This window comes from Asticcacaulis sp. P2_C5 (assembly GCF_056404555.1).
The window spans coordinates 54588-80388 of sequence record NZ_JBFUDU010000002.1 but is presented as its reverse complement, the minus strand read 5'-3'; the positions used below and the strand labels follow the sequence as shown (position 1 = coordinate 80388).

Annotated in this window: 25 protein-coding genes; 11 read left to right on the top strand and 14 right to left on the bottom strand. The window is 61.9% G+C overall.

Translation table 11 applies throughout. From position 1 onward, the window contains the following. Positions 1-43: 43 nt before the first annotated feature. From AC1DXO_RS04020 to AC1DXO_RS04010, 3 genes are read left to right on the top strand one after another with little or no spacing between them, the layout of a single operon-like run. Positions 44-670, top strand: coding sequence for a sigma-70 family RNA polymerase sigma factor (locus tag AC1DXO_RS04020; protein ID WP_476976805.1), 627 nt, complete (start codon positions 44-46; stop codon positions 668-670). After that, on the top strand, positions 667-1329 hold the full coding sequence (locus AC1DXO_RS04015) for a ChrR family anti-sigma-E factor (RefSeq protein ID WP_476976804.1): 663 nt from the start codon (positions 667-669) through the stop codon (positions 1327-1329). Before AC1DXO_RS04020 ends, AC1DXO_RS04015 begins: the two co-directional genes overlap by 4 nt. A gap of 2 nt (positions 1330-1331) precedes the next feature. Beyond that, a complete protein-coding gene (locus tag AC1DXO_RS04010; protein WP_476976803.1) occupies positions 1332-1745 on the top strand; it encodes a DUF2177 family protein in 414 nt (137 codons plus the stop codon). Here AC1DXO_RS04010 and AC1DXO_RS04005 read toward each other — a convergent pair whose 3' ends face one another. The 8 genes from AC1DXO_RS04005 to AC1DXO_RS03970 all read right to left on the bottom strand — a co-directional run bounded on the left by AC1DXO_RS04005 (position 1746) and on the right by AC1DXO_RS03970 (position 10764). Next, complete coding sequence (locus AC1DXO_RS04005) at positions 1746-2657, bottom strand: ROK family protein (protein ID WP_476976802.1); 912 nt, start codon at positions 2655-2657, stop codon at positions 1746-1748. Beyond that, the gene (locus tag AC1DXO_RS04000) at positions 2654-3691 is read right to left on the bottom strand and encodes a glycosylasparaginase (RefSeq protein ID WP_476976801.1); all 1038 of its coding nucleotides are present in this window, start codon (positions 3689-3691) and stop codon (positions 2654-2656) included. The genes AC1DXO_RS04005 and AC1DXO_RS04000 overlap by 4 nt, the downstream gene beginning before the upstream one ends. Positions 3692-3843: 152 nt before the next feature. Beyond that, on the bottom strand, positions 3844-4203 hold the full coding sequence (locus AC1DXO_RS03995; RefSeq protein ID WP_476976800.1) for a hypothetical protein: 360 nt from the start codon (positions 4201-4203) through the stop codon (positions 3844-3846). A gap of 17 nt (positions 4204-4220) precedes the next feature. Continuing rightward, the gene (locus AC1DXO_RS03990; protein WP_476976799.1) at positions 4221-5123 is read right to left on the bottom strand and encodes a hydroxymethylglutaryl-CoA lyase; all 903 of its coding nucleotides are present in this window, start codon (positions 5121-5123) and stop codon (positions 4221-4223) included. Next, on the bottom strand, positions 5120-6286 hold the full coding sequence (locus AC1DXO_RS03985; protein WP_476976798.1) for an isovaleryl-CoA dehydrogenase: 1167 nt from the start codon (positions 6284-6286) through the stop codon (positions 5120-5122). Before AC1DXO_RS03985 ends, AC1DXO_RS03990 begins: the two co-directional genes overlap by 4 nt. A 366-nt stretch (positions 6287-6652) precedes the next feature. Continuing rightward, positions 6653-8371 (bottom strand): acetyl/propionyl/methylcrotonyl-CoA carboxylase subunit alpha, encoded by a 1719-nt coding sequence (locus AC1DXO_RS03980; RefSeq protein WP_476976797.1) that lies wholly within the window; start codon positions 8369-8371, stop codon positions 6653-6655. Next, positions 8371-9147 carry an enoyl-CoA hydratase-related protein gene (locus AC1DXO_RS03975; RefSeq protein WP_476976796.1) on the bottom strand — a complete coding sequence of 259 codons (777 nt, stop codon included), beginning with the start codon at positions 9145-9147 and terminating at the stop codon, positions 8371-8373. The genes AC1DXO_RS03980 and AC1DXO_RS03975 overlap by 1 nt, the downstream gene beginning before the upstream one ends. Positions 9148-9156: 9 nt before the next feature. Further along, positions 9157-10764: a carboxyl transferase domain-containing protein gene (locus tag AC1DXO_RS03970; RefSeq protein ID WP_476976795.1), complete on the bottom strand. Its 1608-nt coding sequence runs from the start codon at positions 10762-10764 to the stop codon at positions 9157-9159. Positions 10765-10923: 159 nt separating this feature from the next. Here AC1DXO_RS03970 and AC1DXO_RS03965 point away from each other — a divergent pair, with 159 nt between their 5' ends. Next, a complete protein-coding gene (locus AC1DXO_RS03965) occupies positions 10924-11799 on the top strand; it encodes a LysR family transcriptional regulator (protein WP_476976794.1) in 876 nt (291 codons plus the stop codon). On the opposite strand, the gene AC1DXO_RS03960 is transcribed toward AC1DXO_RS03965, so the two are convergent. Then, a complete protein-coding gene (locus tag AC1DXO_RS03960) occupies positions 11680-12999 on the bottom strand; it encodes a class I SAM-dependent methyltransferase (protein ID WP_476976793.1) in 1320 nt (439 codons plus the stop codon). The two genes, AC1DXO_RS03965 and AC1DXO_RS03960, sit on opposite strands and share 120 nt — an antisense overlap. A gap of 162 nt (positions 13000-13161) precedes the next feature. On the opposite strand from AC1DXO_RS03960, the gene AC1DXO_RS03955 reads away from it, so the two are divergent. Together AC1DXO_RS03955 and AC1DXO_RS03950 are read left to right on the top strand one after the other, a co-directional pair. Continuing rightward, positions 13162-14364 carry a flavin monoamine oxidase family protein gene (locus AC1DXO_RS03955; protein ID WP_476976792.1) on the top strand — a complete coding sequence of 401 codons (1203 nt, stop codon included), beginning with the start codon at positions 13162-13164 and terminating at the stop codon, positions 14362-14364. A gap of 84 nt (positions 14365-14448) precedes the next feature. Then, on the top strand, positions 14449-15417 hold the full coding sequence (locus AC1DXO_RS03950; RefSeq protein WP_476976791.1) for a complex I NDUFA9 subunit family protein: 969 nt from the start codon (positions 14449-14451) through the stop codon (positions 15415-15417). 345 nt (positions 15418-15762) lie between these two features. Here the strand turns inward: AC1DXO_RS03950 and AC1DXO_RS03945 are convergent, their stop codons facing one another. Beyond that, positions 15763-16551 carry an undecaprenyl-diphosphate phosphatase gene (locus tag AC1DXO_RS03945; protein WP_476976790.1) on the bottom strand — a complete coding sequence of 263 codons (789 nt, stop codon included), beginning with the start codon at positions 16549-16551 and terminating at the stop codon, positions 15763-15765. Between the two features lie 54 nt (positions 16552-16605). Further along, complete coding sequence (locus AC1DXO_RS03940; RefSeq protein ID WP_476976789.1) at positions 16606-17826, bottom strand: citrate/2-methylcitrate synthase; 1221 nt, start codon at positions 17824-17826, stop codon at positions 16606-16608. A gap of 216 nt (positions 17827-18042) precedes the next feature. Between AC1DXO_RS03940 and AC1DXO_RS03935 the strand changes: the two genes are divergently transcribed. Genes AC1DXO_RS03935 through pgi form a run of 5 tightly spaced genes read left to right on the top strand, consistent with a single transcriptional unit; the run spans position 18043 to position 23461 of the window. Then, complete coding sequence (locus tag AC1DXO_RS03935) at positions 18043-19014, top strand: cation diffusion facilitator family transporter (protein WP_476976788.1); 972 nt, start codon at positions 18043-18045, stop codon at positions 19012-19014. Beyond that, positions 19011-19712 (top strand): FtsZ-binding protein FzlA, encoded by a 702-nt coding sequence (fzlA, locus tag AC1DXO_RS03930; protein ID WP_476976787.1) that lies wholly within the window; start codon positions 19011-19013, stop codon positions 19710-19712. The genes AC1DXO_RS03935 and fzlA overlap by 4 nt, the downstream gene beginning before the upstream one ends. Before the next feature lie 4 nt (positions 19713-19716). Further along, positions 19717-20847 (top strand): tRNA epoxyqueuosine(34) reductase QueG, encoded by a 1131-nt coding sequence (gene queG / locus AC1DXO_RS03925; RefSeq protein WP_476977221.1) that lies wholly within the window; start codon positions 19717-19719, stop codon positions 20845-20847. Next, the gene (locus AC1DXO_RS03920; RefSeq protein WP_476976786.1) at positions 20840-21814 is read left to right on the top strand and encodes a glycosyltransferase family 2 protein; all 975 of its coding nucleotides are present in this window, start codon (positions 20840-20842) and stop codon (positions 21812-21814) included. Before queG ends, AC1DXO_RS03920 begins: the two co-directional genes overlap by 8 nt. Before the next feature lie 36 nt (positions 21815-21850). Beyond that, positions 21851-23461, top strand: a complete 1611-nt coding sequence (pgi, locus tag AC1DXO_RS03915) for a glucose-6-phosphate isomerase (protein WP_476976785.1) — start codon at positions 21851-21853, stop codon at positions 23459-23461. Positions 23462-23470: 9 nt separating this feature from the next. Here pgi and AC1DXO_RS03910 read toward each other — a convergent pair whose 3' ends face one another. Genes AC1DXO_RS03910 through AC1DXO_RS03900 form a run of 3 tightly spaced genes read right to left on the bottom strand, consistent with a single transcriptional unit; the run spans position 23471 to position 25709 of the window. Further along, positions 23471-24022, bottom strand: a complete 552-nt coding sequence (locus AC1DXO_RS03910; protein ID WP_476976784.1) for an FKBP-type peptidyl-prolyl cis-trans isomerase — start codon at positions 24020-24022, stop codon at positions 23471-23473. A 9-nt stretch (positions 24023-24031) separates the two neighbouring features. Next, on the bottom strand, positions 24032-24526 hold the full coding sequence (locus AC1DXO_RS03905) for an FKBP-type peptidyl-prolyl cis-trans isomerase (protein WP_476976783.1): 495 nt from the start codon (positions 24524-24526) through the stop codon (positions 24032-24034). Continuing rightward, the gene (locus AC1DXO_RS03900; protein ID WP_476976782.1) at positions 24507-25709 is read right to left on the bottom strand and encodes a threonine ammonia-lyase; all 1203 of its coding nucleotides are present in this window, start codon (positions 25707-25709) and stop codon (positions 24507-24509) included. The genes AC1DXO_RS03905 and AC1DXO_RS03900 overlap by 20 nt, the downstream gene beginning before the upstream one ends. Positions 25710-25801 lie beyond the last annotated feature (92 nt).

Sequence of the window (25801 nt, the reverse complement as noted above, 5' to 3'; positions counted from 1 at the left end):
CCGCAGAGCTTCCTGCGACGGCGCGGATGTTGAAGTAACGAAAATGATTTTTGACCGCGCGCACAACATAGTCTTCTCTGCTCGCATGACCGACGAAAGCTCAAGCGTGACGGTTCAGACTCCCGAAATGCTGATTACCAGCATTGCGCAGACCCACGACCGTCAGGCCTATGCCCAGCTGTTTTCGCGCTTTGCGCCCAAGGTGAAGGCCTTTGTCATGGGCCAGGGCATGACGGCGGCCGAAGCCGAAGACCTGGCCCAGGACGCCCTGCTCAATGTCTGGCGCAAGGCGCACCTGTTCGACCCTTCCAAGGCGACGGCGGTGACCTGGATCTATTCGATTGCCCGCAATCTGCGCATCGATGCAGCACGCAAGGCCAAGCGGGCGCGTGACCTGCCCGAAGACCTTTGGCAGGGCGAACCCGATCGCGCGGCGGATCAGCTCCTGGTCGATGCCCAGTCGGCCCGCACCCTGTCGGGCATGATGGACACCCTGCCCGAAGAACAAAAGACCATCCTGCGCCTGTCCTTTTACGAAGACCTGTCGCACGGCGATATCGCCAAGGCTCTGGCGATCCCGCTCGGCACGGTCAAATCACGCCTGCGCCTTGCCATGACGCGGTTGAAGAACGGGTTCGAGGCCCGGCTTTCCGGAGATAAAACAGTATGAGTAGCGTTCATCACCACCCCGGCGAAGATATCATGTGGGACTATTACCGTGGCGCCCTGGCGCCCGGCCTGCACCTGACCGTCCGCACCCACGTTGAAGGCTGCGCCCATTGCCGCGCCGACCTGAAGCTGTTCAGCGACATCGGCGCTGCGATGCTGGAAGACATCGAAGGCGTGGCCATGTCGGACAATGCGCTCGACCTGGCCATGGCGCGCATAGAACGGCCGGAGTCCATCTCAACGGCACCGGCGCCGGCTGTTGTCAAACGCCCGGCCTTCCTCGAAGGCTTTGAACTGCCCGAATCGCTTAAATCTATGGTGATCAAGGATCGCTACTGGGCAGCGCCCGGCGTCTGGTTGGCTCCTGTTGATGTCGGTCCGCAACCGAAAGGCGCTAAAGCCTATTTGATGTTCGTCAAGGCGGGCATGACCATGCCGGAACATACGCACAGGGGCCGTGAGATGACGGTCGTCCTGCACGGCCACTTCCGTGATCATAAGGGCGAATACCGCCCGGGCGATTTCGTGTCGTGCGATGAAGCGGACAGCCATGCCCCAGATATCTGGGACGTCGATTGCCTGTGCCTGATCGCCCAGGAACAGGCCATTGTGCCGAAGACCTGGCTGGGCAAGCTGTTGCAACCGTTCGCCGGTATCTGACCATGAAGACACCGATCCTGGCCTTTGTCATGGCGCTTGCTGTGTTGCTGGTGCTGGACGTGATCTGGATCGGGTCGACCCTGGACGTGCTGTACAAGCCCAACATGCCGGGTATGGTTCGCGACGCGCCCAACTTCGTCGCTGCCGCAGCTTTTTACCTGATCTACGCGTCGGGTCTGGTATATCTGGTCATTGCCCCGACGCTGAAGGCCGACGAGGGTTTCGGCAAGCTGAGTGCGCGTGCTGCCGTGTATGGTCTGGCGGCGTTTGCCACCTATGATCTGACGGGCCTATCCGTTCTCAACAACTGGTCGCTGAAACTGAGCCTGATCGACATGGCCTGGGGCACCTTCGCAGCTGTTACAGCCTCCACCGCCACGGTCTTCCTCCTGCGCGCCATGGGCCGGGGTAAGTAGCTATAAGCGCTCTTGCCGCAAGCGTATTGCGGCCCCCATCAGCCCACCGTCCTCCCGCCAGTGTGCCGGCACGACCAGAGGCGCGCCGAAGGTTTTCAGCACACGCTTGCGCACTGCCACGTCCAGCAGGGCTATCAGTTCCGTCGCACCCGCCATCCCGCCGCCGACAGGAACAGCCGAAGCGCCGGTGACATTGACCACGACGGCCAGCGGATCGGCGACCAGCTCGACATAGGCCGCAACCGTCCGCGCCGCCGCCGCGTCACCCGATTGCCAGCCTCCGATAATGTCCTGGCTGCCCGCCGCCTGGCCATGCAGGGCATGATGCAACCGCTCTATCCCGCGCGCCGCCCCGACCGTGTCGACGCAGCCCTTTTGGCCGCAACCGCACGCCATGCGTGGCAGAATCAAAGGCTCTCCGTCATTCAGATCGATCCGTTCATTGACGACCGGACCGTGCCCCCATTCGCCGGCTCCGCTGACAATGCGCCCATCGACGGCCAGTCCGCCGCCCACGCCCGTACCGAGAATCACACAAAAAACGACGCCATGACCGCGCCCGGCGCCCTCATGCGCCTCGGCGAGGGTCAGGCAGTCGGCATCATTGGCCACGGTTACCCGCCGGTTCAGCCGTGCCGCCAGTACCTGACCTAGAGCCACGCCCGAAATGGCCGGAATATTGGCCGAGGTCACCACGCCTGTAAGCGGATCAACCAGTCCGGCCACCGACAAGGCCACGTCGCCCGCCCGCCGCGCGATCAGGCGCGAAATCGCATCACTGAGGGCATCCAGGCTATCCTTTGGCGTCGCGAACTGCTCGAGTTGAACCAGATGCCCCGGCCGTTCGGACACGCCGAAACGCATAAAGGTGCCGCCAATATCGAAGCACAAAACCGCCGGCTCAGAACTCATGAGATTTCGGTCTGGAAATGGCTTTTGGCAGGGACGACAAGGTCCTGGCGCGTCGCGTCACAGCGGGCATAAACGAAGCCCTTCTGGATGGCGAAGGCGCCGACCTCGCCGCGCCGGTTCAGCGCCAGGAACCCGACCTGCAGGGTCTTGGCCGCTTCGGGCCGGCGCTTGACGATGCGCATCACCGCCTCTTCGCAGGCCTGCTGCGGCGATCGTCCCTGGCGCATCAACTCGACAACCAGGAAACTGCCGGCGGTGCGGATCACCTCTTCGCCGACGCCGGTCGAGGTGGCGCCGCCAATCTCGCCGTCGACATACAGTCCGGCGCCGATGATCGGGCTGTCACCGACCCGTCCGCGCAGCTTCCACGCCATGCCACTGGTCGTGCACGCCCCGGCCAGACGCCCGTCGGCATCCAAAGCCAGCATGCCCAAGGTATCGTGATTGTATTTGTCGCCCGGAATACGGCTGCCAGGCGCCGGTGCACCGCCAGCGCCATAACTCGACATCTCACTATTGGCGACAGGCTGGTAGTTCGATGTCTTCAGCCAGGCCTGCCAGGCTGCCGCGGATTCGGGTGTCAAGAGCTCCTCGCGCGGAAAGCCCTGCGCCAGGGCGAATTGCAGGGCGCCTTCACCGACCAGCAAGACGTGCGGCGTCTTTTCCATGACCAGCCGCGCCACCGAAATCGGATGGGCGATGTGTTCCAGGGCGGCAACCGCGCCGCAGCCGCCCTGTTCGTTCATGATGCTGGCGTCGAGCGCGACATGGCCGTCGCGATCGGGATAGCCGGCCCGTCCGACGCTGTGGTTACGCAGGTCAGCTTCGGGGATGCGTGCCCCGACCTCGACCGCGTCCAGCGCGTATCCGCCGCCTTTCAGCACGTCCCAGGCGGCGGCATTGGCCGCCACCCCGAAGTCCCAGGTCGAAACCACGATCGGCATGACCGGCGGGGTCTTGGCCCGCGCGCCCGACGCACCGGCCAGGGCCGCGGTCATCAGGGACAGTTGCAGCAGCGAACGCCGGTCGGTCATGTCGTTGTGTCCCACAAAAGAAGCTGTCGGACATATCGTTGTCACATGGCGGGACTTGTCAACAGATCAGGTTTCAAATCGTCCGCCCCATGGCCAGCGCCACTTTCGACTTCGGCGGCCGGCCTTATCCTGCCCGCGCACGAACCAAGCAATTACGCGCGATTTTGTACGATATAGTCGTACGCATGGCTGGCCGAAGCCATAACTGGCGCCCAATCCACAGTCTTGAAGTCTAGGTTGATCACCTTGCCGTATTCGCTGACAAATGCTTTGATCAAGTCGACTTCCTTATCATCAAAAAGGATATATCCGATCAAACCCTCTGGATCGTCAGCAAAGTCGTGATCATCAAAAAAGAAATGAACATCGAAATTGATTTCATCCTCGGTTTCGTAATGAGTCCGATCCCTGCAGTCCTTAAGAAAGGATAAAAGCTCGGCACGCCGCCAAAAGAACTGCAGATCGCCCCAACTCTCCGGGTACCGCTCTTTCATGTAATAGCTATCAGTCATCTGAAAACCCATTCCGTTTATTTGGGCGCTGGACCCATGGCCAAGGCTACCTTCGACTTCGGCGGACGACCCAGCACGTCCGAGATAAACCACGCCGCCTCAACCACACGGCCCAGGTCCACGCCCGTGTGAATACCTAGTCCGTTGAGCATATACAATACGTCCTCGGTCGCCATATTGCCGGCGGCGCCGGGCGCATAGGGGCAGCCGCCCAGTCCGCCGACCGAGGAATCGATCGTCGTAATGCCATAGTCCAGGCTGGTCAGGATATTGGCCAGGGCCTGGCCATAGGTGTCATGGAAATGGACGGCAAGCCGTTCACGCGGAATCCGCGCCGTCATCTCGTCGAGCAAGCGCTCGACATCGGCCGGTGTGGCGACGCCGATGGTGTCGCCCAGGCTGACCTCATAACAACCCATCTCGATCAGCTTTTCGGCGACATCGGCCACGGCGGAAGCCTCGATCGGGCCTTCATAGGGGCAGGCCACGGCGCAGGACACATAGCCGCGCACCCGGATTCCCCGTGCAACCGCCTCTTCGCAGACCCGTTCAAAGCGCTCCAGGCTCTCCTTGATCGAACAGTTGATGTTCTTCTGACTAAACGTCTCCGATGCCGCGCCGAAAATGGCCACGACCTGGGCCCCGGCATCGCGCGCGCCTTCGAAACCCTTCAGATTGGGGGTCAGAACGGGGTAGTGCACAGTCATCGACTGGGTAATGCCGGCCATGACTTCGGCGGCATCGGCCATCTGCGGCACCCATTTCGGCGACACAAAACTGGCAGCTTCGATAAATTCCAGACCGGTCAGCGACAGCCGGTCGATCAGCTCGACCTTGTCGGCGACCGATACGATCTGCTTTTCGGCCTGCAAGCCATCACGCGGCCCGACCTCGTATAAAATCACCCGATCCGGTCTCACTTCGTCTCCTCGAACAGTTCGCGGCCGATCAGCATGCGGCGGATTTCGGAGGTGCCGGCGCCGATCTCATACAGTTTGGCGTCGCGCCACAACCGGCCGGTCGGATAGTCCATGGTATAGCCATTGCCACCCAGGGCCTGGATCGCCTCACCGGCCATCCACGTCGCCTTTTCGGCGGCATACAGGATACAGCCAGCCGCGTCCTTTCGCGTGGTCTCGCCCCGGTCGCAGGCGGCGGCCACGGCATAGACATAGGCCCTGCACGCCGCCCAGGTAGCGTACATGTCGGCCAGCTTGCCCTGCATCAGCTGGAAGGTACCGATCGGGGCGCCGAATTGCTGACGTTCATGGACATAGGGAATGACGACATCAAGACAGGCGCGCATGATTCCCAGCGGTCCGCCCGACAGCACAACGCGTTCATAGTCCAGCCCCGACATCAGCACCGCCGCGCCGCGCCCTTCGACGCCCAGCACGTTTTCGTAGGGGACTTCGCAGTCCTCGAACACCAGTTCGCCCGTATGCGAGCCGCGCATGCCCAGCTTGTCGAGCTTCTGCGCCACTGAAAATCCGGTAAAATCCTTCTCGATCAGGAAGGCGCTAATGCCTTTCGAGCCAGCGTCCATATCGGTCTTGGCATAGACGACCAGGACGTCGGCGTCGGGGCCGTTGGTGATCCACATCTTATTGCCGTTCAGCACATAGCGGTCGTTCTTGCGGTCGGCGCGCAGTCGCATCGACACGACGTCGGAGCCTGCGCCGGTTTCCGACATGGCCAGGGCGCCGACATGCTCGCCGGAGATCAATTTGGGCAGATATCTGGCCCGCTGTGCGTCGGTTCCGTTGCGCGAGATCTGGTTGACGCACAGATTGGAGTGGGCGCCATAGCTAAGGCCGATACTGGCCGAGGCGCGGCTGATTTCTTCCATGGCGATGGTGTGGGCCAGATAGCCCATGGCCGCCCCGCCATACTGCTCGGCTGCGGTCAGACCCAGCACACCCATCTCACCCATCTTGCGCCACAGGTGCATGGGGAACTGGTCGGACCGGTCGGTCTCTTCGGCCAGGGGGGCGATTTCGACGGCGGCAAACTTCGCTACGGCGTCGCGCAGGGAATCTATATCCTCGCCGTGGCCGAACTGCAGATGGGGAAAATGGATCATGGTCGTCGTCCTGTGTTTTGGGTCGGCGTTCGTGGTGTTGGGAACACAGATGACACAGATGTCTCAGATGATTTCGGCAGCGTAACTTCGGATCGCTGTCTTCGACAGTGGAATTTTGGATCACGAAAAGCACGAAAATCAGAAAAGCACGAATAGGTGATGCGTATATATTCGCGCGAAGCGCCTTAATTCAAAGATGCGGCATCACGATAGATTGCCCTTCGGGCGGAATATTTCAGCCTCTATTTCGTTCTTTTCTGATTTTCGTGCTTTTCGTGATCCAAAATTCCACTATCGAAGACGCGTTCACTCTGAAGAGCACTGAAGAAAATCTGTGTAATCTGTGTAATCTGTGGATAAACCTTTCTATTCGATTTCAACCAGCAAGGCCTTGTCCCCGACCTGGCTGTCCGCCACGGCATGAACCGCGCGCACAGTCCCGGCCCGGCCGGCCTTCATCGTATGTTCGATCTTCATCGCGCCCAGGACCAACAGCCTCTCACCCTTCTCGACCACGTCCCCCACCGATACGAAGACCTCAATCACCTTGCCCGGCATAGGCGCATGGACCTCGCCCGACGATTCCGCCACGGAATGGCCATCGCCCTCCGGCAAATACAGATGCGGCCGCGGCGGCAGGTTTAGCCACCACCCGCCACAATCGTTCCACGGTGAGCCCGGATCGGCCGCCACCGCCCAGGCCGGCGCCTCGGCATCGGGCCAAGGTTGCGTCAAACCCTCGATATGCCGCCCGATGAACCCGGTATCGATCTCGGCCGCAGCAAAATCGCCATCCGACACCACCCGACGCAGAAATCCCAGATTGGTCGCCAAACCGCGTAATTTCGTCTCGACCAGGGCTTCGCGCATCCGCGCCAGAGCCGCAGTCCGGTCGCGGCCATGGACAACGATCTTGGCGATCATCGGGTCGTAAAAAACGCTGACCTCGTCCCCGGCCTCGACTGCCGACTCGATCCGCGCCCATTGCGGAAACTCCAATCGCTCAAGCCGACCTGTCGCCGGCAGAAAATCATTTTCCGGATCTTCGGCATAAAGCCGCGCCTCGATGGCGTGGCCGTTGATCCGCAACTGATCCTGCCTCAGCGGCAAAACTTCACCATGAGCCACGCGCAACTGCCATTCGACCAGGTCCAGACCGGTGATCTCTTCCGTCACCGGGTGCTCGACCTGCAGCCGCGTATTCATCTCCATGAAATAGAAGGGCGCGTTTTCGATACCATTCGACACGTCGACGATAAATTCGACCGTGCCGGCGCCGCGATAAGCGATCGCCTCAGCCGCCTTGACCGCCGCGCTTCCCATGGCTGATCGCAAGCTCTCGGGCAGGTTGGGCGCCGGTGCTTCTTCGATCACCTTCTGATGCCGGCGCTGCAACGAGCAGTCGCGTTCGAACAAATGAACGACATGGCCGTGGCTGTCGCCGAACACCTGGATCTCAATATGGCGCGGCACTTCGATATATTTTTCGATCAGCACCTTGGCGTCCGAAAAGGCCGACAAACCCTCGCGCTGGGCCGACACAAGCGCATCGGCGAAGTCCTCGGCGCGGTCGACCCGGCGCATGCCCTTGCCGCCACCGCCGGCCACCGCCTTGATCAGCACCGGATAGCCGATCTCACCAGCCCGATCGCGCAGGCCTTCGATTGACTGGTCTTCGCCGTGATAGCCCGGTGTCACCGGTACGCCGGCCTGTGTCATCAGGGCCTTGGCCGTGCCCTTCAACGCCATGGCCGAGATGGCTTCGGCCGTCGGTCCGATAAAGACCACGCCTGCCGCCTCGCACGCCTGGGCAAACTCGACATTTTCCGACAAAAAACCGTAGCCCGGATGAACCGCCTGGGCGCCGAGCTCGACCGCCAGGGCGACGATCCGGTCACCACGCAGATAGGATTCGGACGCCGCCGCGGGTCCGATCAACACCGCCTCATCGGCCTCGCGCACAAAGGCCGCGCATTCGTCGGCCTCGCTATAGACCGCGATCGTACGCACGCCCATCCGCTTGCAGGTGCGGATGATGCGCCGGGCAATCTCGCCGCGATTGGCAATGAGGATCTTGGAAAACATCAGATAGTCCACACCGGTTTGCGCTTGCCCAGGAAGGCTGCGACGCCTTCCTTGCCCTCGTCGCTGGCCCGGCGCTCGGCGATGCGTCCTGCGGTCAGGTCGGCTATGCCGCCGGCCCGCTTGCCGCGATGGTCCAGATCGGCCAGGAGGTCCTTGATATCGGCGACAGCCCCGGTCGCAGCCTCCAGGAAGGCCGTGATGATCGGCAGGGCCGCCGCTTCGATATCCTCGGCGACCTCATGCACCAGACCGATACGCAGGGCTTCGGCGGCATCGAAGCGCTCGCCGCTCAGCATATAACGCCGTGCCGCGGCCATACCGGTTTTCGCCAGCACGAAGGGTGATATGACCGCCGGAATCAGTCCCAGCCTGACCTCGGTCAGGCCGAACTGCGTGCCAGGTGCGGCGATGACCACGTCGCAACAGGCGGCCAGGCCGACGCCGCCACCGAAGACGCCGCCGTGAACCAACCCGATAACGGGTTTGGGGCAGGCGTCAATGGTCTCGAACATGTGCGCCAATGTCCGCGCATCGTCGCGGTTCATCTCGGTGTCCTGTTCGGCGGCGCGTTGCATCCAATTGAGGTCGGCGCCAGCGCTGAAACTGCGCCCGGTGCCGCTCAGCACGATGACGCGGATACCATCCTGCCGGCCCAGGTCTTCGAAAGCGTCCTTCAGGTCGCCGATCATGCCCTCGTTGAAGGCGTTATGCACTTCGGGCCGGTTCAATGTGACCCGCGCTACACCGCGTTCGTCGCTCTCGATCATTACCGTCATGGCTAGCTCCTACATTCTAAAGACGCCGAACCGGGTGGGTTCGACGGGCGCGTTGAAAGATGCGGACAGCCCCAGTCCCAGAACTCTGCGTGTATCGGCCGGATCGATCACCCCGTCATCCCACAACCGGGCCGAGGCGTAATAGGGATGGCCTTGTGCTTCGTAGGTGTCGCGGATCGGTGCCTTGAAGGCGGCCTCGTCCTCGGTGCTCCACATGCCGCCCTTGGCTTCGATGCCGTCGCGCTTGACGGTGGCCAGCACATTGGCCGCCTGTTCACCGCCCATGACCGAGATGCGGGCATTGGGCCACATCCACAGGAAGCGTGGCTCATAGGCCCGGCCGCACATGCCGTAATTGCCGGCGCCGTACGATCCGCCGATGATGACCGTGAACTTGGGCACATTGGCGCAGGCGACCGCGGTCACCATCTTGGCGCCGTGGCGGGCTATGCCTTCGTTTTCGTATTTGCGCCCGACCATGAAGCCAGTGATATTCTGCAGAAAGACCAGCGGAATATTACGCTGGCAGCACAGTTCGATGAAGTGGGCGCCCTTCTGGGCGCTCTCTGCGAACAGCACGCCGTTATTGGCGATGATGCCGACGGGATAGCCAAAGATATGGGCAAAGCCGGTAACCAGGGTCTCGCCGTACAGCGCCTTGAATTCGTCGAACTCCGAACCGTCGACGATGCGGGCGATGATCTCGCGCACGTCGAACGGCTGGCGCGTATCGGCGGGGATAATGCCGTAGACCTCGGCAGTGTCACGCAAGGGCGCCGCGACCGGGCGCGTCGCCTGGGTCACCGTCTTGCGGCGGTTCAGATGACCGACAATCCGCCGCGCGATGCGCAGGGCATCGGCATCGTCGGCTGCCAGGTGATCGACCACGCCGGAGATGCGGGCATGGACATCGCCGCCGCCCAGGTCTTCTGCGCTGACCACTTCGCCCGTCGCCGCCTTGACCAGCGGCGGTCCGGCCAGGAAGATGGTGCCCTGCTTCTGGACGATGATCGACTCGTCCGACATGGCTGGGACATAGGCGCCGCCCGCCGTGCACGACCCCATGACGACGGCGATCTGCGGTATGCCTTGGCTCGACATCCGCGCCTGGTTGTAGAAGATACGGCCGAAATCGTCTTTGTCCGGAAAGACCTCGTCCTGGTTGGGCAGGTTGGCGCCGCCCGAATCGACCAGATAGACGCAGGGGAGATGGTTCTGGGCCGCGATTTCCTGGGCGCGCAGGTGTTTCTTGACGGTCAGCGGATAATAGGTCCCGCCTTTGACCGTGGCGTCGTTGCACACCACGACGCATTCGACGCCGTTGATCCTCCCTACCCCGGTAATGATCCCGGCCGCCGGCACGTCGTCGGGATAGACACCGTGCGCCGCCAGGGCCGACAGCTCGAGAAACGGCGACCCCGGATCGATCAGGCCGGTAATCCGGTCGCGCGGCAACAGCTTGCCACGCTCGGTATGTTTGATGCGCGCCGCTGCCGATCCACCCAGGGCAATTTTGGCATGAAGACCACGCAGATCATCGACCAGGCCCTGCATCCGCGCGGCATTGGCGACGAAATCCGGGTCTTGTATGTCGATTTCGCTCTTCAGGACGGGCATAGGGATTCCTCTCCCTCCCCTTGATGGGGAGGGGGACCGCGAAGCGGGGGGCGGGGTGGGGCCGCGCGCAGTCCAAGTTCATGATTGGGTATCGGAAACTAACCCATTTGCGTGTATTGGAAAAATGAATAATACCTATTCACATTATAGACAGTATCTATGGAACTCTACCTTATCCGCTATTTCCTCAGTCTGGTGGAAACCGGCAGCTTTACCAAGGCCGCACAAGCCTGCGTGATCACCCAACCGACGCTGTCGGCCGGTATCAAACGGCTGGAGGAGCAGGTCGGTGTGCCACTGTTTGTCCGCAGCAATAAACGCGTCTTCCTGACCACGGCCGGTACGCGGTTCCTGCCTCGCGCCAAGGCCATTCTGCACGAAGTCAACATGGCCGCGGCCGAGATCGCCCAGTCCGAAACGGCTGATGTCATCCGCCTTGGTGTCCTGCAAACCCTGCCGGCGCACCAGGTGGCTGGCCTGCTGCAGGCTGTGTCACAAATCTTGCCCGATATCCGCTTCGACCTGGTCGACGGCACCGAACAGGAGCTTCTCAACCGCCTCGATGAACGCGGCATCGACTTCGCCCTGTCGCTGCGCCGCGTCGACAATGACGGCAGCCTGCCCCTGTTCGAAGAAGGCTACAGCCTGGCCCTGGCGCGCACCCATCGCCTGGCCGCCCGTGCAGAAATCCGCGGCGAAGACCTGGCCAATGACAGTATGATCGTCCGTTCACGCTGCGAGGTCCTGTCCGAAACCAGCCGCCATTTTACCGATCGCAACGTCCGCCCACCTCTGGTCTATCGCACGGCCCAGGACGAGCGTGCCCTGGCCATGGTCGGCGCCGGGATCGGAATCACGGTGATGCCTGACAGCTACCGGGCGTCCGATGTCGTGCGTATTCCCATGGCCGGTTTCTCACCACGCCGCACCGTCGCCCTGTTCCCGCCACGCTTCGCCTTGCCGCAACGGCTGAACGACGCGGCGGCCGCCTTCACGCAATTTGCCCGCGGCTTTTTCAAAGTCGACCACGGTTGAGGCCGAGACCGGCTGCATCATGTAGTCGCGCGTGATCGGCAGGGTATCGATCTTCTTCGCCAGTTGCATCTGGAAGACCATCAGGTTGGCGTAGCGGAAGCCCAGCTCGCTATAGCAGAGATAGAACTCCCACATGCGGCAGAAGCGCTCGTCATAGAGGTCACGAATCTCGTCGCGATGGGCTTCAAAACGCTGGCGCCAGGCTTTCAGGGTTTCGGCATAGTGCAGTCGCAGCATCTCGACATCGGCGATCCACAGACCAGAGCGCTCGGCGGCCTGGGTCATCTCACTCAAAGATGGAAGATAGCCGCCAGGAAAGATATATTTGTCCAGCCAGGCCGACCGGCCTCCGACCGCACCGCGCCGGCCGATGGTGTGAACCAGGGCGACGCCGTCATCACTCAGTCGATCGGCAATGGTGCGAAAATAGCCATCAAACCCAGCCTTGCCAACATGTTCGAACATACCGACCGACACGATGCGGTCGAAGCGGCCCTTCACCTCGCGGTAGTCGCACAGCTCGAAACGTACAGTCTCGCTCATGTCCGAAATCCGGGCCCGTTGTGCCGCCACGCTTAACTGCTCGGCCGACAGGGTAATACCGGTAACGCTTACCCCCGCCTGACGGGCCAGGTGCAAGGCCATGCCGCCCCACCCGCAGCCGATATCGAGCACGCTCTGACCGGGTTTAAGAAACAGCTTGGCGGCGATATGATCCTTCTTGGCGATCTGGGCCTGGTCCAGTGTCATGTCTGGCTGCTCGAAATAGGCGCAGGAATATTGCATGTCGTTGTCGAGGAAGAGACGGTACAGTCGTTCCGACAGGTCGTAGTGGTGGGCGACATTGCGCCGCGACGCCGCGACCGAATAGGCCGGCAGAAAACCCCGTAACCGCTTGAACCAACTGGCGAAGCCGCGATCGAAGCGACCCGGCATATGGTCGAGATTGCGTCCGATCAGGTCGATGAATGACCATAGATCCCCGCTTTCAACGGTAAGGCGGCCGTCCGTCCACGCTTCACCGAGGTAAAGGTATGGGTTGATCGCAACACTATGCGCCGTGGCCATGCAGTCGAAGGCAATGACGACCTCACGGCCGGAGTTGTCGCCCAACCGCCATTGGGTTTGTTGTGGACCGGAGCCGACACGGACAACCAGGTTGCCGTGACGGATCATGCGTTCGAGGAGCTTCTGCATCATATGAGAGTCTCACACCTCACAAGGCTGTTGAGACCAGACAATACTGTTGCACTGCAAAAAATCGTCAGGAGAGCGGCGCTATAGGGTAAAGATTTGGTAAAGACACTTCAGGCATGGCCTTTTTGCCGCACCTGCGCTTTGATACCGGCCGGGAGAGCTGAGATGCAGGACGTGATTATCATCGGCGCGGGTATGGCGGGGCTGAGCGCTGCACTGGCGCTGAAGGACAAGGGCTTGAGCTACTTCTTGCTGGAAGCCGCCGGCGAGGTCGGCGGCCGCGCCATTACCCGCCGCCTGCCGTCGGGAGTCGCGGCCGATCTGGGGCCGCACTGGTTGCATGGCGAAGACAATGAACTCGGCGCCGTGGTCAAGGCCTATGGCCTGAGCGGCCGCAAGGATGACGGCGACCAGATGCGGGTCTATGAAAACGGCCGGGTGATCGACAGCGGCGAGGACTGGCTGGACACGGCCGTCGACTGGGACATGGCGGAAGCGATCAAGAGCGGAAAGGCGCAGGATGTGGCGATATCCGAACTTGGGCGCGACGAGGAAAGCCGCCGCCGGCTGCGCCGCTTCGGCCAGGGCTGGAATGGCTTGCAGGCGCCGCTGGAGCCGTCGGCCTATGAGTTCCTCACCGACCAGAACGAACCTGGCGGCCTGCAGCTGAACGGCGGTATCGCTGCGCTGACGGCCAAGATGGCGGATGACATTGGCCGCGACGCCGTCCGGCTGAACTATCGGGTCGGGTCCGTCGCCGCCATTCCCGGCGGAGTGCGGGTGGACGATCTCGAAGCCCGCCATGCCATCGTCACCGTCAGCCTGGGCGTACTGCAAAGTCGCGCCATCGCCTTCGATGCCGAGGTGCAGACGGCCATCGATCATGCCACGGCCGGCCTTTTGGTCAGCCGGATGAACAAGATCATTCTCGAACTGGAGCCAGGTTTTTTCAACGACCGCGGTATACCCGCTGATCTTGGCCTGCAACTGCTCGACGGAATCCCGCACTATTGTCATGTCCGCGGCGCAGGTCAGCCGCTGATCGTCCTGTTTACGACCGGCGATGCCGCCAGCTACAGCGAGACCCTGACCCCGGATCAGGCGCTCGACTATGCCAGGGACGTCCTGTCCCCGGTTGAACAGTTAAAGGGCTTTGATGCGCGGTTGGCTTCCGCGCCCCTTGTCACGCGCTGGATCGCCAATCCCCTGACGCGTGGCGCCTATTCCGCCCTGATGCCGGGCTTCAAACGCCACGCTCCGTGGTGGAACGGCCCCATCGGTATTTGTGGTGACAGTTTCGATGACCACTTTCCGGGTTCGCTCGCCGGCGCCTGGCGATCCGGCCGCAGATTGGTTGAGGCTTTATGACCTATTGCGGTCGCGAAGGCCTTGCGCTATCGAAGTTTCGTGCGCCAAAATCAAAGTGAATCGGCGCGGCTTAAGGGTTTCGTCATGGCGCAGGTTGTCACGGTTTTCGGTGGTTCGGGCTTTTTGGGCAAGCAGGTTGTGCGGGCCCTGGCCAAGCAGGGATGGCGCATTCGCGTCGCTGTCCGCAATCCAACCGAGGCCTACGACCTGAAGCCGATGGGTGATGTCGGCCAGATCCAGGTGGTGCGTTGCGACGCCCGCAAGGAAGGTGATGTCGCCCGCGTCCTCGAAGGCGCCCAGGCCTGTGTCAACCTGATCGGTCTCCTGTATCAGACCCTGTCGGAAAAGTTCGACGCCTCGCATCGCCAGGCCAGCACCCATATGGCCAAGATCTGTGCCGCCAAGGGTATCGTCAACTTTGTCCAGGTGTCGTCGCTCGGCGCCGATCCCAAGGCCGCTTCAAGTTACGCCTCGACCAAGGGCCTGGCCGAAGTCGCCGTCGTGAAGGCCGTGCCGACCGCAGTGATCCTGCGCCCCAGCGTCATGTTCGGCGCCCAGGACAGCTTCTTCACCACCCTGGCCGGGCAACTGAAGTTGTTGCCGGTCATGCCGCTGTTCGGTGGCGCCAATAACAAGTTCCAGCCGGTCTATGTCGGCGACGTTGCCGCGGCCGTGGCCCGCACGCTCGGTAACACTGCCAGCTACGGCAAGGTCTATGAACTGGGCGGTCCGGAAGTCTTCGCCTTCAAGGACCTGCTGACCTATATCGGCCAGGAAATCCTGCAATCCCGGCCCCTGGTCTGGGCGCCTTACGTTGCGGCCAGTGTAATCGCCGTGGCTGGCGATATCCAGGCCGGTGTGCATGGCATCCTGTCGGTGGTGCCCGCGCCCTGGCTGACCAGCGACCAGGTCCTGTTGCTAAAGACGGACAATGTGGCGGCCCCGGGCGCCTTGGGCCTGAAGGACCTTGGCATTGCGGCGACGGCGGTCGAATCGATCGTCCCGACCTATCTGTGGCGCTTCCGCAAGAACGGCCAGTTCGCCGTCGCCTAAAGCCAAGCTACGTGTTTGGCTCCAGAGGTTTGTGGGCGGCTTTAGTTTTTGCGTAATATTTTGAATTTACAGTAATTTTCAACGCGGAAAGCGCCGAAAAGTCGGAAAGACGCGGAAATGGAGCAAGGGGACAAGCTTGCGCCCGAAGGGCTGTCATTCCGAGATACTGGCAACTCACGCTGCACGAAGGCGCTTCGCGCAGCAGAAGCATTATCCCGAATTTCTGCGTCTTTCCGACTTTTCGGCGCTTTCCGCGTTGAAAAAATTACAAAAAATCAGGTATTTGCGTCAAGAGCGTAGCCGAACGCAGACGGGAATTATCCCGACCGAATGGCCCATCCACAGTCAGCGCCCCAGATACCACCACGCCAGGCCCGCGCAGCCGACCACCATCCGCCAGATGGCGAAGACGCCATAGCCGCGCTTGGTGACGAAGGCCAGCATCGGCTTGATGACCAGCAGCGCCACGATGAACGACACCACGAACCCGACGGCGATAATGCCGTAGTCGGACGTTGGCATGGTCTTGTAGCTCTTGACGAAATCGAACACGAAGGCGCCCAGCATGGTCGGAATGGCCAGGAAGAAGGAAAACTCCGCCGCCGCCCGCTTTTCGACCTTTAGCAACAAGGCGCCGATCAAGGTCGAACCCGAACGCGACATGCCGGGAATCATCGCCAGGCACTGAAACAGGCCGATCAGCAAGGACGTCTTGAGGTCCAGGGTCGTCGGATCGGAATGGGTCGGCATCGGCGCATATTTGTCGACAAGCCACAGGATGATACCGCCGACGATCAAGGCGATGCAGATCAGCGGAATATTCTGGAACATCTCCCCGATTAGATGGTGCAGAACCACGCCCAGCACGACCGCCGGCAGAAAGGCGACGATGACGCTTAACGCGAAACGGCGCGATTCCGCCTTGGTCGGCAGGGTGACCACCGCGTCCCACAGCTTGCTGAAATAGAGCACGACCACGGCCAGGATGGCGCCCAGCTGGATCAGCACCTCGAAGGCGTCGTGGTGGAAATTCAGGATATTGGCCGACAGCAGCAAATGGCCGGTCGACGACACGGGGATGAATTCCGTCAGGCCTTCGATAATGCCCAGGATTACGGCGTACAGATAGTCCATGCAAACTCCGATCGTTTGCGTGGTCTTAGCGTGCTTTGGCAGGGCCGTTAAGCGCTATTCCGCCGCCATCTGGGGGTAGGCGCCGATATAGCGCAGGCGCGCCCGTGGCGAGGCGCCGGCGTGCATCTGCTCGATGGCATGGGCCAGCCAGCCAGCGCTACGGCCGATGCCGTACAGCGTCACGGGCGCTTCGCGCGGCAGATCGAGGTGACGACCGATCAGGGCCAGGGCCAGCGACATGCCGACCGGATGGCCGGTCATGTCCTCACCGACCTTGAGCACGGCCTTGAGATCCGCGCCCAGTTGCGGTGCCGCCTCGATCAGGCTCTGCGCCCGGGCGTGTTCCGACGGCGACTGGTCGCGTTCGAAGCCCGGCAGTTCCAGCCCGCGTTCCAGCATCGACTTGGCCAGGGCTTGGGGATTGCCGGAGCGGCGAACCTGGGTGACATAGGATTCGGCGCGCGAAATCCGCCCGCCCAGCTTAGGACTGGTCATGGTGCCGAAACCGGCGATCAATGGAATGGCCAACGGGCCCATGGTCGCCGCGGAGACGCGGACGGCCAGTGTGGCTTCATCGAGCGTGGTGTCGGCCGACAACACCAGGGCGCGGCGCAGCAGGTCGGCGTCCTTGTTGTCATAGACCTTCCAGGCGCGCGCCAGGCGCTGGTGGAAGAATAGGCGCGGACCGCCATTGGTTACAGCGTCGACCATTTCGTTGAGCAGGCTGGCGGCTTCCTGGTTGAGGTCGCGTTCTGGCTGGATATCCGTCATCGCCTCTTCCTCGAGGCGGCGGCTCAACATCGACAGCACGCGTGTCCGGGGGCCGCCGGGGAAGTTGACGTCCGGGCGCGGCTTCAGCGGCCCGAAGGGATTATTGTTCGGGCTCTGCCACAATAGGGCGGCGACGGCCTCGAAATTTTCTGTGTTGGACAGGGCGATGCTGTCGCGGCCGCGATAATAATGACGGCCTTCGATAGTGATCGAGATTTCGGTGTCGATCGCTGCCTCGCCGCGCGTCACCGTACCGCCGGTCAGGCCGGGCGGCAACGGTTCTACCGCCGGAACGGGGCCGGTAGGGCCGGGGCGCATCGGCACACGGCCGGGTGCGCGGCGCGTCAGCCGTTCGATGTCGTCCAGGGCATAAAGGCTCTTGCGCGGATGGGCCGGATCGCTCTTGGCGGCGATACGCTGGCGGCTGACATAGGCGTAAAGGGTCTGGGGTTTGACCTCAAGACGCTTGAGCGCCTCGGTCCGGCTGATCCATACTCGTGACATACTAACGCGTCCGAAATCTTGTGGTGGCTCACATTAAATCAAGATTGATTCGTTTTTATCGTGACACGCTTCGCCGAAAGAATCCATCATGGATTAAGGAGTTGTTAACAGGTTTGGCGTGCACGATAGCGTGAAGTGTGGAAATCCCGTGAAGCCTTGCCTCGACAGGGCACTACCCGGGTTGCACCCACGCGCAAGAAAGCGCAAGGACAGGCTATGAAGGCACATGTAAACCGCCCAAACATGCACACATGGTGGCGCGACCTGACCCCCGTCGAGCGGGTGCGACTGGCCTCGTCCCTGTCGGTCATCCTGGCCTGCCTGCTGGTCGGACTGAAGGGTATAACCTTGCTGGCGTCGGGGTCCCTGGCCATACTGGCCTCGCTGACCGACTCCGGCCTCGACCTGCTGGCTTCGCTGATCACCTTCTTTGCCATCCGTTACGCCCGCACGCCACCGGATAAGGAGCATCCGTTCGGCCATGGCAAGGCGGAGGCCTTCAGTGCGCTGTTCCAGGCCGGCCTGGTCTTTGCCTCCGCGGCCCTGGTCATGCAGGCCTGTATCGCCAATATTATGCATCCGCACCCGGTCCAGCAATCGGGCTGGGCCATCCTTGTGCTGCTGGTGTCGATCGTCCTGACCTTGGGTTTGGTCATGGTGCAGAACGCCGCGGTCAAGGCCAGCGGTTCGGTCGCTGTATCGGCCGATCGCATGCACTATATCAGCGACCTGGCCATCAACCTGATCGCCGTGGCGGGCATTGTCGCCGCCGTGCTGGGCTTTCCTGTTTTCGACGCCGTGGCGGGCTTCGTCATGGCCACGGGCCTGATCTGGAGCGCCATCAAGGTCCTGCGCGAGGCCGCCGATCACCTGATGGACCGCGCCCTGGGCGATGACGACGTGTCGCGTATCCGGCAATTGGTGCTGAGCGACTCGCGGGTTCTCGATGTCCACGCATTGCGCACCCGCCTGGCCGGTCCCTATATTACCATCCAGATGCATCTGGCGCTCGATCCGCAGTTGACGTTGGAAGCGGCCCACAAAATCCTGATCGCGGCTGAAAATCGCCTGCTTGAGGCATTCCCGAATGCTGATATCATCATCCACCCCGATCCGGCCGGCGCCGCCGAACCGCATGGGGGTGTTTTTGCCGAGAGTCTGGCCGAAACGAATGGAAAGACCGGATGACCGCCTACACCCGACAACTCTACCATTTTGCCTTTGACCCGCACTCTCGACTGGTCCGCCTTGGCCTGGGTGAGAAAAAGCTTGGTTTCGAAGAAATTTCGGTGCGCTACTGGTTGCCGGACGACGCCATACTGCGTCTGAATCCGTCGGGGCTACTGCCTATCCTGGTCGAGACTCCGACCGGTGACGCCGGCGGCCAGACCCATCGCCTGTGCGAAAGCCGCGCCATATTGGAGCATCTCGAAGAGGCCTATCCCGACGTCAAATTATGGCCTGCAAATGTCAATGAACGTGCGGAAGCACGCCGTCTCGTCGGCTGGTTCGAGCGCAAATTCGACTACGAGGTCAATGCCCTGCTCCTCCATGAAAAGATGGAGAAGCGGCTGATGAATGGCGGCGCGCCCGATATCGCCGCCATGCGTGCCGGCCGCGAAGCCCTGAAAGACCATCTGCGCTACTTCGAAAGCCTGCTGCAGGTCCGCAACTGGCTGGCTGGCCAAACCATGTCCTATGCCGATTTCGCCTGCGCCGCGCAACTTAGCATTCTCGACTATTTCGATGAGATCAACTGGTCGCGTTATCCGGCCCTGAAGACCTGGTACATGGTGGTCAAGTGCCGGCCCTGCTTCCGGCCGCTGCTCAACGACAAGATGCCCGGCATGGCGCCGTCCGCCCACTACAAGGAACTGGATTTCTAGCGTGATGGACGATCCTGCCGGGACGATCCGGGACGCCGCGTTTGCGCTCGGATTTTCCGCGGCGCGCTTTGCCGCCGTGCCTGACGTATGGGCGGCGTCAGACCGGCTCACCGCCTATGTCGAAGCGGGTCTGCACGGCGATATGCAGTGGATGGAAGAGACGCTTGAGCGCCGCCGTCATCCGCGCAACATGTGGCCAGGGGCGCAGTCGGCCCTGGTCCTGGCCTATAATTATGGCCCTGAAACCGATCCGCGAGCGCAACTGGGTGAGCCCGAACACGCCAATATCAGCGTCTATGCCCGTGGCGACGATTATCACGAGCTGATCAAGAAGAAGCTCAAGCTTTTGGCCAACGACATCGTGGCGCGCACGGGTTGCGAGCTGAAGGTGTTTGTCGATACGGCGCCACTGATGGAGAAGCCGCTGGCCCAACTGGCCGGGATCGGCTGGCAGGGCAAGCACACCAATCTGGTGTCGCGCGACCTGGGCTCGTGGTTCTTTCTGGGCGTCATTCTGCTCGACCGGGTCATCGCCGAAGACGCCCCCGAGACCGACCACTGCGGTTCTTGCCGTGCCTGTCTCGACAGTTGTCCGACAGAGGCCTTTATCGGGCCCTACCAGCTGGATGCGCGTAAATGTCTGTCCTACCTGACCATAGAGACGCGCAACGCCTGGCCCGAACCCTTCCGCCACGCCATGGGCAATCGCATCTATGGCTGCGACGATTGCCTGGCGGCCTGTCCGTGGAACAAGTTTGCCAGTGCCGCCAACGATATCAAATTGCAGGCCCGACAGGGATTTGATAAGCTTTCCCTGGCAGACTTGGCTCGGCTGGATGATCAGACGTTTCGGACTCTGTTCAGCAAATCGCCGATCAAACGCATCGGACGTGCGGCATTTCTGAGAAATGTGCAGTATGCCCTGGGTAATGCCGTTAAAACTTCACACAATCCAGAATTGATAACAGCCATTAAGTCCGGTTTACGCGATGAAAGTCCCGTCGTACGTGGCGCCGCCGTCTGGGCGCTGAAGCAGGCGGCCGACCCAACCGCTTTTCACCAAGCCCTTGAAACCTATGGCGTTGACGAGGTAGAACCATCGGTCATACGCGAGTGGGAGGGCCGGTATGACTAGCGCTTCCAGCCCTGACATCACCCTGATAACGCTCAGCTACCAGTCGGGCGCCCATATTGCCCGTTGCCTCTCGGCGCTGACCGCGTTGGGTGACAGCGTGGCGATTATTCATGCTGACAATGGCTCGACCGACATCGATCTCGATGCCCTGGCGACGCAATTCCCGGCCGTCCGGCAGATCCGCAACGGGGCGAATCTCGGCTTTGCCGCCGGGATGAACCGTGCCGTGGAACTGGCCGCGACGCCATGGATCGGCTTTATCAATCCTGACGCCTTTGTTGACGCGGACTGGCTCAATGCCATGCGTACTGCCATCGCTGCCCGGCCCGACGTCGCCATCTTCACTTCGCTGCAGCTCGATGCCGACAACCCTGCGCGACTCGACGGCGCCGGCGACGCCATGACCTTCTTCGGCTTCCCTTATCGCGCCGGCCACGGTCATCCCGTTCCGCCCGATCTGACGGTCCGTGAGGTCTTTGCGCCCTGTGGCGCCGCCATGCTGATTCGGCGCGACCTGTTTGTCCGCCTGGGCGGCTTCGATGAACGCTTTTTCTGTTATTGCGAGGACGCCGATCTCGGTTTCCGCGCCCGGCTGGACGACGAGGTCTGCCTGCTGGTCCCGCAGGCCCGTGTCGCTCATATCGGATCTGCCAGCACGGGGGTTCGTTCGGATTTTGCCCTGTGGCACGGCTATCGCAACCGATTGTGGCTGTATCTCAAGACCATGCCTCTGGGCTTGCTGTTGCTGACCGCGCCGGTACACATTGGTCTTACGTTCCTGGGCGCGTTCAATGACACGCTGAAGGGCAAGGCGGGTATAGTCTGGCCGGCTATCGCCGCCGCCATAGCAGGCGTGGGACCAATTCTTCGCAGTCGCAATATAATTCAGCGGTCGCGGCAAATAAGCGCTTTACGGCTGGCCCAAAGCTTGACATGGAATCCGGCGAAAATCTTTGCGCGGAGATAGTCTCTCCGCGCCTGACTTTAAGATCAGGAGCCGGATATGAACGTCGCATTGGATGAGTTGAAAACCCAGGGCTTTGTCGACGGCACGACGAAGATCGTCGACCAGTTCCGCAACGATCCCGACCGTCTGGCGCGCATGAGCCTCGAGACCTGCGGCCTCTATATCGATGTCTCGAAACAAGCCTGGTCGAGTTCCGGCTTCAGCCGCGCCATCGAAACCTTCACCCAGGCCGACCTGGCTGGCGCCCGCGACAGGATGTGGACCGGCCAGACGATCAATGTCTCCGAAGGCCGCGCCGTCCTGCACGTGGCGTTGCGCGACTCCGACAGCGAGAACCTGCGCCTGCGTGGCCCGCATATCACCGCCGACGTCAGCACGGCGCGCATCGCCATGAAGGCCTATGCCGACGGCATCCGCTCGGGCGCCATTACGGGATCATCTGGCAAGCCGTTCAAGACCCTGATCCATATCGGTATCGGCGGGTCGGACCTGGGCCCGCGTCTGGTATATCAGGGGCTGCAGCCGCTGGCGCCCCAGATCGACATCCGCTTTGTTGCCAATGTCGACGGCTCGGAACTGGCCCTGGCCCTGGCTGGGCTCGATCCGGCCGAGACCCTGGTCATCGCTGTATCGAAGACATTCACCACCCAGGAAACCCTGGCCAACTTCGTGGCCGCCCGCGACTGGCTGGTTGCCGGCCTGGGCGAAGCCGCGGCGTCCAAACACCTGGCGGCGGTATCGGCCGCGCCCGACAAGACGGGCGCCTACGGTATCCCGGCTGATCGTGTCTTCGGATTCAAGGACTGGGTCGGCGGCCGCTATTCGCTGTGGTCGGCCGTTTCCCTGTCGGTCATCATCGCGCTCGGCTATGACGTCTATGAACGCCTGCTGGCCGGCGCCCACGCCATGGATCAGCATTTCCTGACTGCGCCCCTCGACCGCAACGCGCCGATCCTGCTGGCCGCGGCCCAGCTCTATAACCGCATCGCGCTCGACCGTCCCAGCCGCGCCGTCATACCTTATGTCCACCGCCTGCGCCGTCTGGCGGCCTTCCTGCAACAGCTGGAAATGGAATCGAACGGCAAGCGCACCTCGCCTGACGGCGCATTGCTTGATACGGCGACCTGCCCGGTGGTCTTCGGCGACGAAGGCACCAATGCCCAGCACGCCTTCTTCCAGATGCTGCACCAGTCGGAAGATGTCGTCCCGCTGGAGTTCATCGCTGTTGAAAAGAATGCCGAGGCCTCCGACGACATGCAGAAGAAGCTGTTGTCCAACGTTATCGCCCAGGGCGAAGCCTTTATGGTCGGCAAGTCGCTGGAAACCTCACAGGCCGAATGCCGCGCCCTCGGCTTCGACGAAGCCCGCACCGCCCAGATCGCGCCGCAGAAGGTCTGCCCGGGGAATAAGCCGTCGAGCCTGGTGCTGATGGAGGAACTGACGCCGGAGACCCTGGGCGCCCTGTTGGCCATGTACGAGCACAAGACCTTTGCCGAAGGTATCGTGCTGGGGCTGAATAGCTTCGACCAGTGGGGCGTGGAACTGGGCAAGACCCTGGCCAGCGCTGTGCTGAAGGACTTTGCAGCGGCCGAACCGGCAGCCCACGATCCATCGACAGCGGCCCTGATCGCACGGGTTAAGGGCTAATCCCCGGCGTTACTGAAGACCTGGCGTCGGAATCGTTGGCACGCCGGACTGGATATTCAGCAGCTCGACCTTGAACACCAGCACGCTGTTGGCGGGAATGGCGCCGTCCGGCGATGCCTGGGCGCCATAACCCAGTTCCGCCGGCACATACAGCATCATGGTATCGCCCTTGTGCATCAGGGGAATGCCGATCTGCCACGCCTCGACCACGCGGCCGAGCGGGAAGGTGGCGGGGCTATTACGTTCGTACGAAGAGTCGAAAACCTTGCCATTGACCAGCTTGCCTTCATAATTCACCGTCACCGTATCCGTGACCGTCGGCTGGGTCGCCTTGGGGTTTGGGCTCGACACGATCTTGTACATCAGGCCGGACGGCAGGGTGACCACACCGGGCTCCCTGGCGGTCTTGGCCAGGAAATCGGCGCCATCCTTCACGGTCTTGGCGTTTTCCGCCTCGGCCGAAGCCTGGTACTCGGCCATGGTCTTTTCGACCGAAGGCTGGCAGGCGGAAAGCGACAGCAGGGCTGCTGCTGCAGCGGTCAGGGTCATCAATATGCGCATGAAAGGTCCTTATTGGCCGGCAATGCCGAACAGATGAACGCGGAAAATCAGCGTGCTGTTGGGGGGAATGTCGGGGCTGAGGTCGCGTTCGCCATAGGCCTGGCTGGCCGGCGTATAGAGCACGATCTCATCGCCGACATGCATGTGCGGAATGGCGTCCTGCCAGGCCGGGATCAGACGGCCGAGCGGGAAACTTGCAGGTTCGTTGCGTGCAAAGGACGAATCGAAGACCGCGCCGGTGATCAGCTTGCCTTCGTAATGGATGGTGACGGTATCGGCCACTGTCGGCTGGGCGCCCGGCGTCAGGGAGCGCGAGATCGTTCTGTACATGACGCCCGACGGCAGGACGACCACGCCCGGCTGTTTGGCGACCTGGGCCAGGTAGTCGTGGCCGATCTTCAGATTCTGGACCGCAACGCTGTCCTGAGCCTGAACCGCGCTTGCGGCCGCACTGCACGCCAGCAGAGCCGCCAGGCAGCCGCTCTTAATCCATCCGTAACGCATAACCTGTGCTCCTCAGGGCTTCAGAAATTTCAAAGGCGTGCCGTGCATCCTGGGTTTCAACCATGATGTCGAACTCGGCGCCCTTGGCAGGGACATCGAGAACAAGCCGGTTGTGGGCGACATCGACGATATTACCCCCCTTGCTGGCGATGACCTGGGCCATCAGCGACAACATGCCGGGGCGATCGTCGCCCAGAATGCGGTATGTGACAAGCCGCTTTTCGCGGACCAGTTCGCGTTGCAGCACCGAAGCCAGCAAACGCAGGTCGATATTGCCGCCGCACAGGACAGTTCCGACATTCAGGCCGTCGAAGCTTTCGGGGTAGCGCATGACGGCGGCCAGGCCGGCTGCACCCGCCCCTTCCGCCACCGTTTTTTCAATATTGGCATAGGCGGCGATGCCGCGTTCGAAATCGGCTTCGTCGATCACCAGCACGTCGTCGACGAGCGGCGCAGCCAGGCTGTAGCTGATTTCGCCGACGTCCTTGACGGCGATGCCTTCGGCGATGGTGCTGCCACCCATGGGAGCAGGCAGGTTACGTCGACGCGCGGTGTACGACGGGAACATGGCGGCTTCGACACCGATGACCCTGATCCACGGCTTGATGGCCTTGGCGGCGATGGCCATGCCGGCGATCAGGCCGCCGCCACCGATCGGCACCAGCAGGACGTCCAGTTCCGGCGCCTGGGCCAGCATTTCGATGGCGATCGTGCCCTGGCCGATGATCACCTGTTCGTCGTTGAACGGATGGACGTAGACGCCGTTGTTTTCCGCGCACAAGGTCTGGGCGGCGGCCGATGACGCTTCGTAACTGGCGCCTTCGATGACGACAGTCGCCCCGAAGCTCTGGGTCTTCTGGACCTTTACGAAGGGCGTGCCTGCAGGCATGACGATGGTGGCGGGAATGTCCAGGCGCTGGGCATGATAGGCCAACCCCTGGGCGTGGTTGCCGGCCGAGGCGGCATAGACACCGCGCCTGCGTTCGTCATCGCTGAGCGACAACAGCTTGTTCAGTGCGCCGCGTTCCTTGAAGGCCGAAGTGTATTGCTGGTTTTCCGCCTTGACCCACAGTTTCGTGCGCGTCGCCGCCGACAGCCGCTGCGAAAATGTGCAGGGCGTACGGACGATATGGCCTTCCAGGCGCGCGGCGGCGGCTTCTATATCTGCAAAGGTAACGGTCATGGCGCCGTCCTTAACAGAGGCGCTTTCGCAAGGCTTTCAAAAAGTGCGAGACCGGAGCAAAAAGGCGTGTCGACAATCGGCACGCCTTCGCC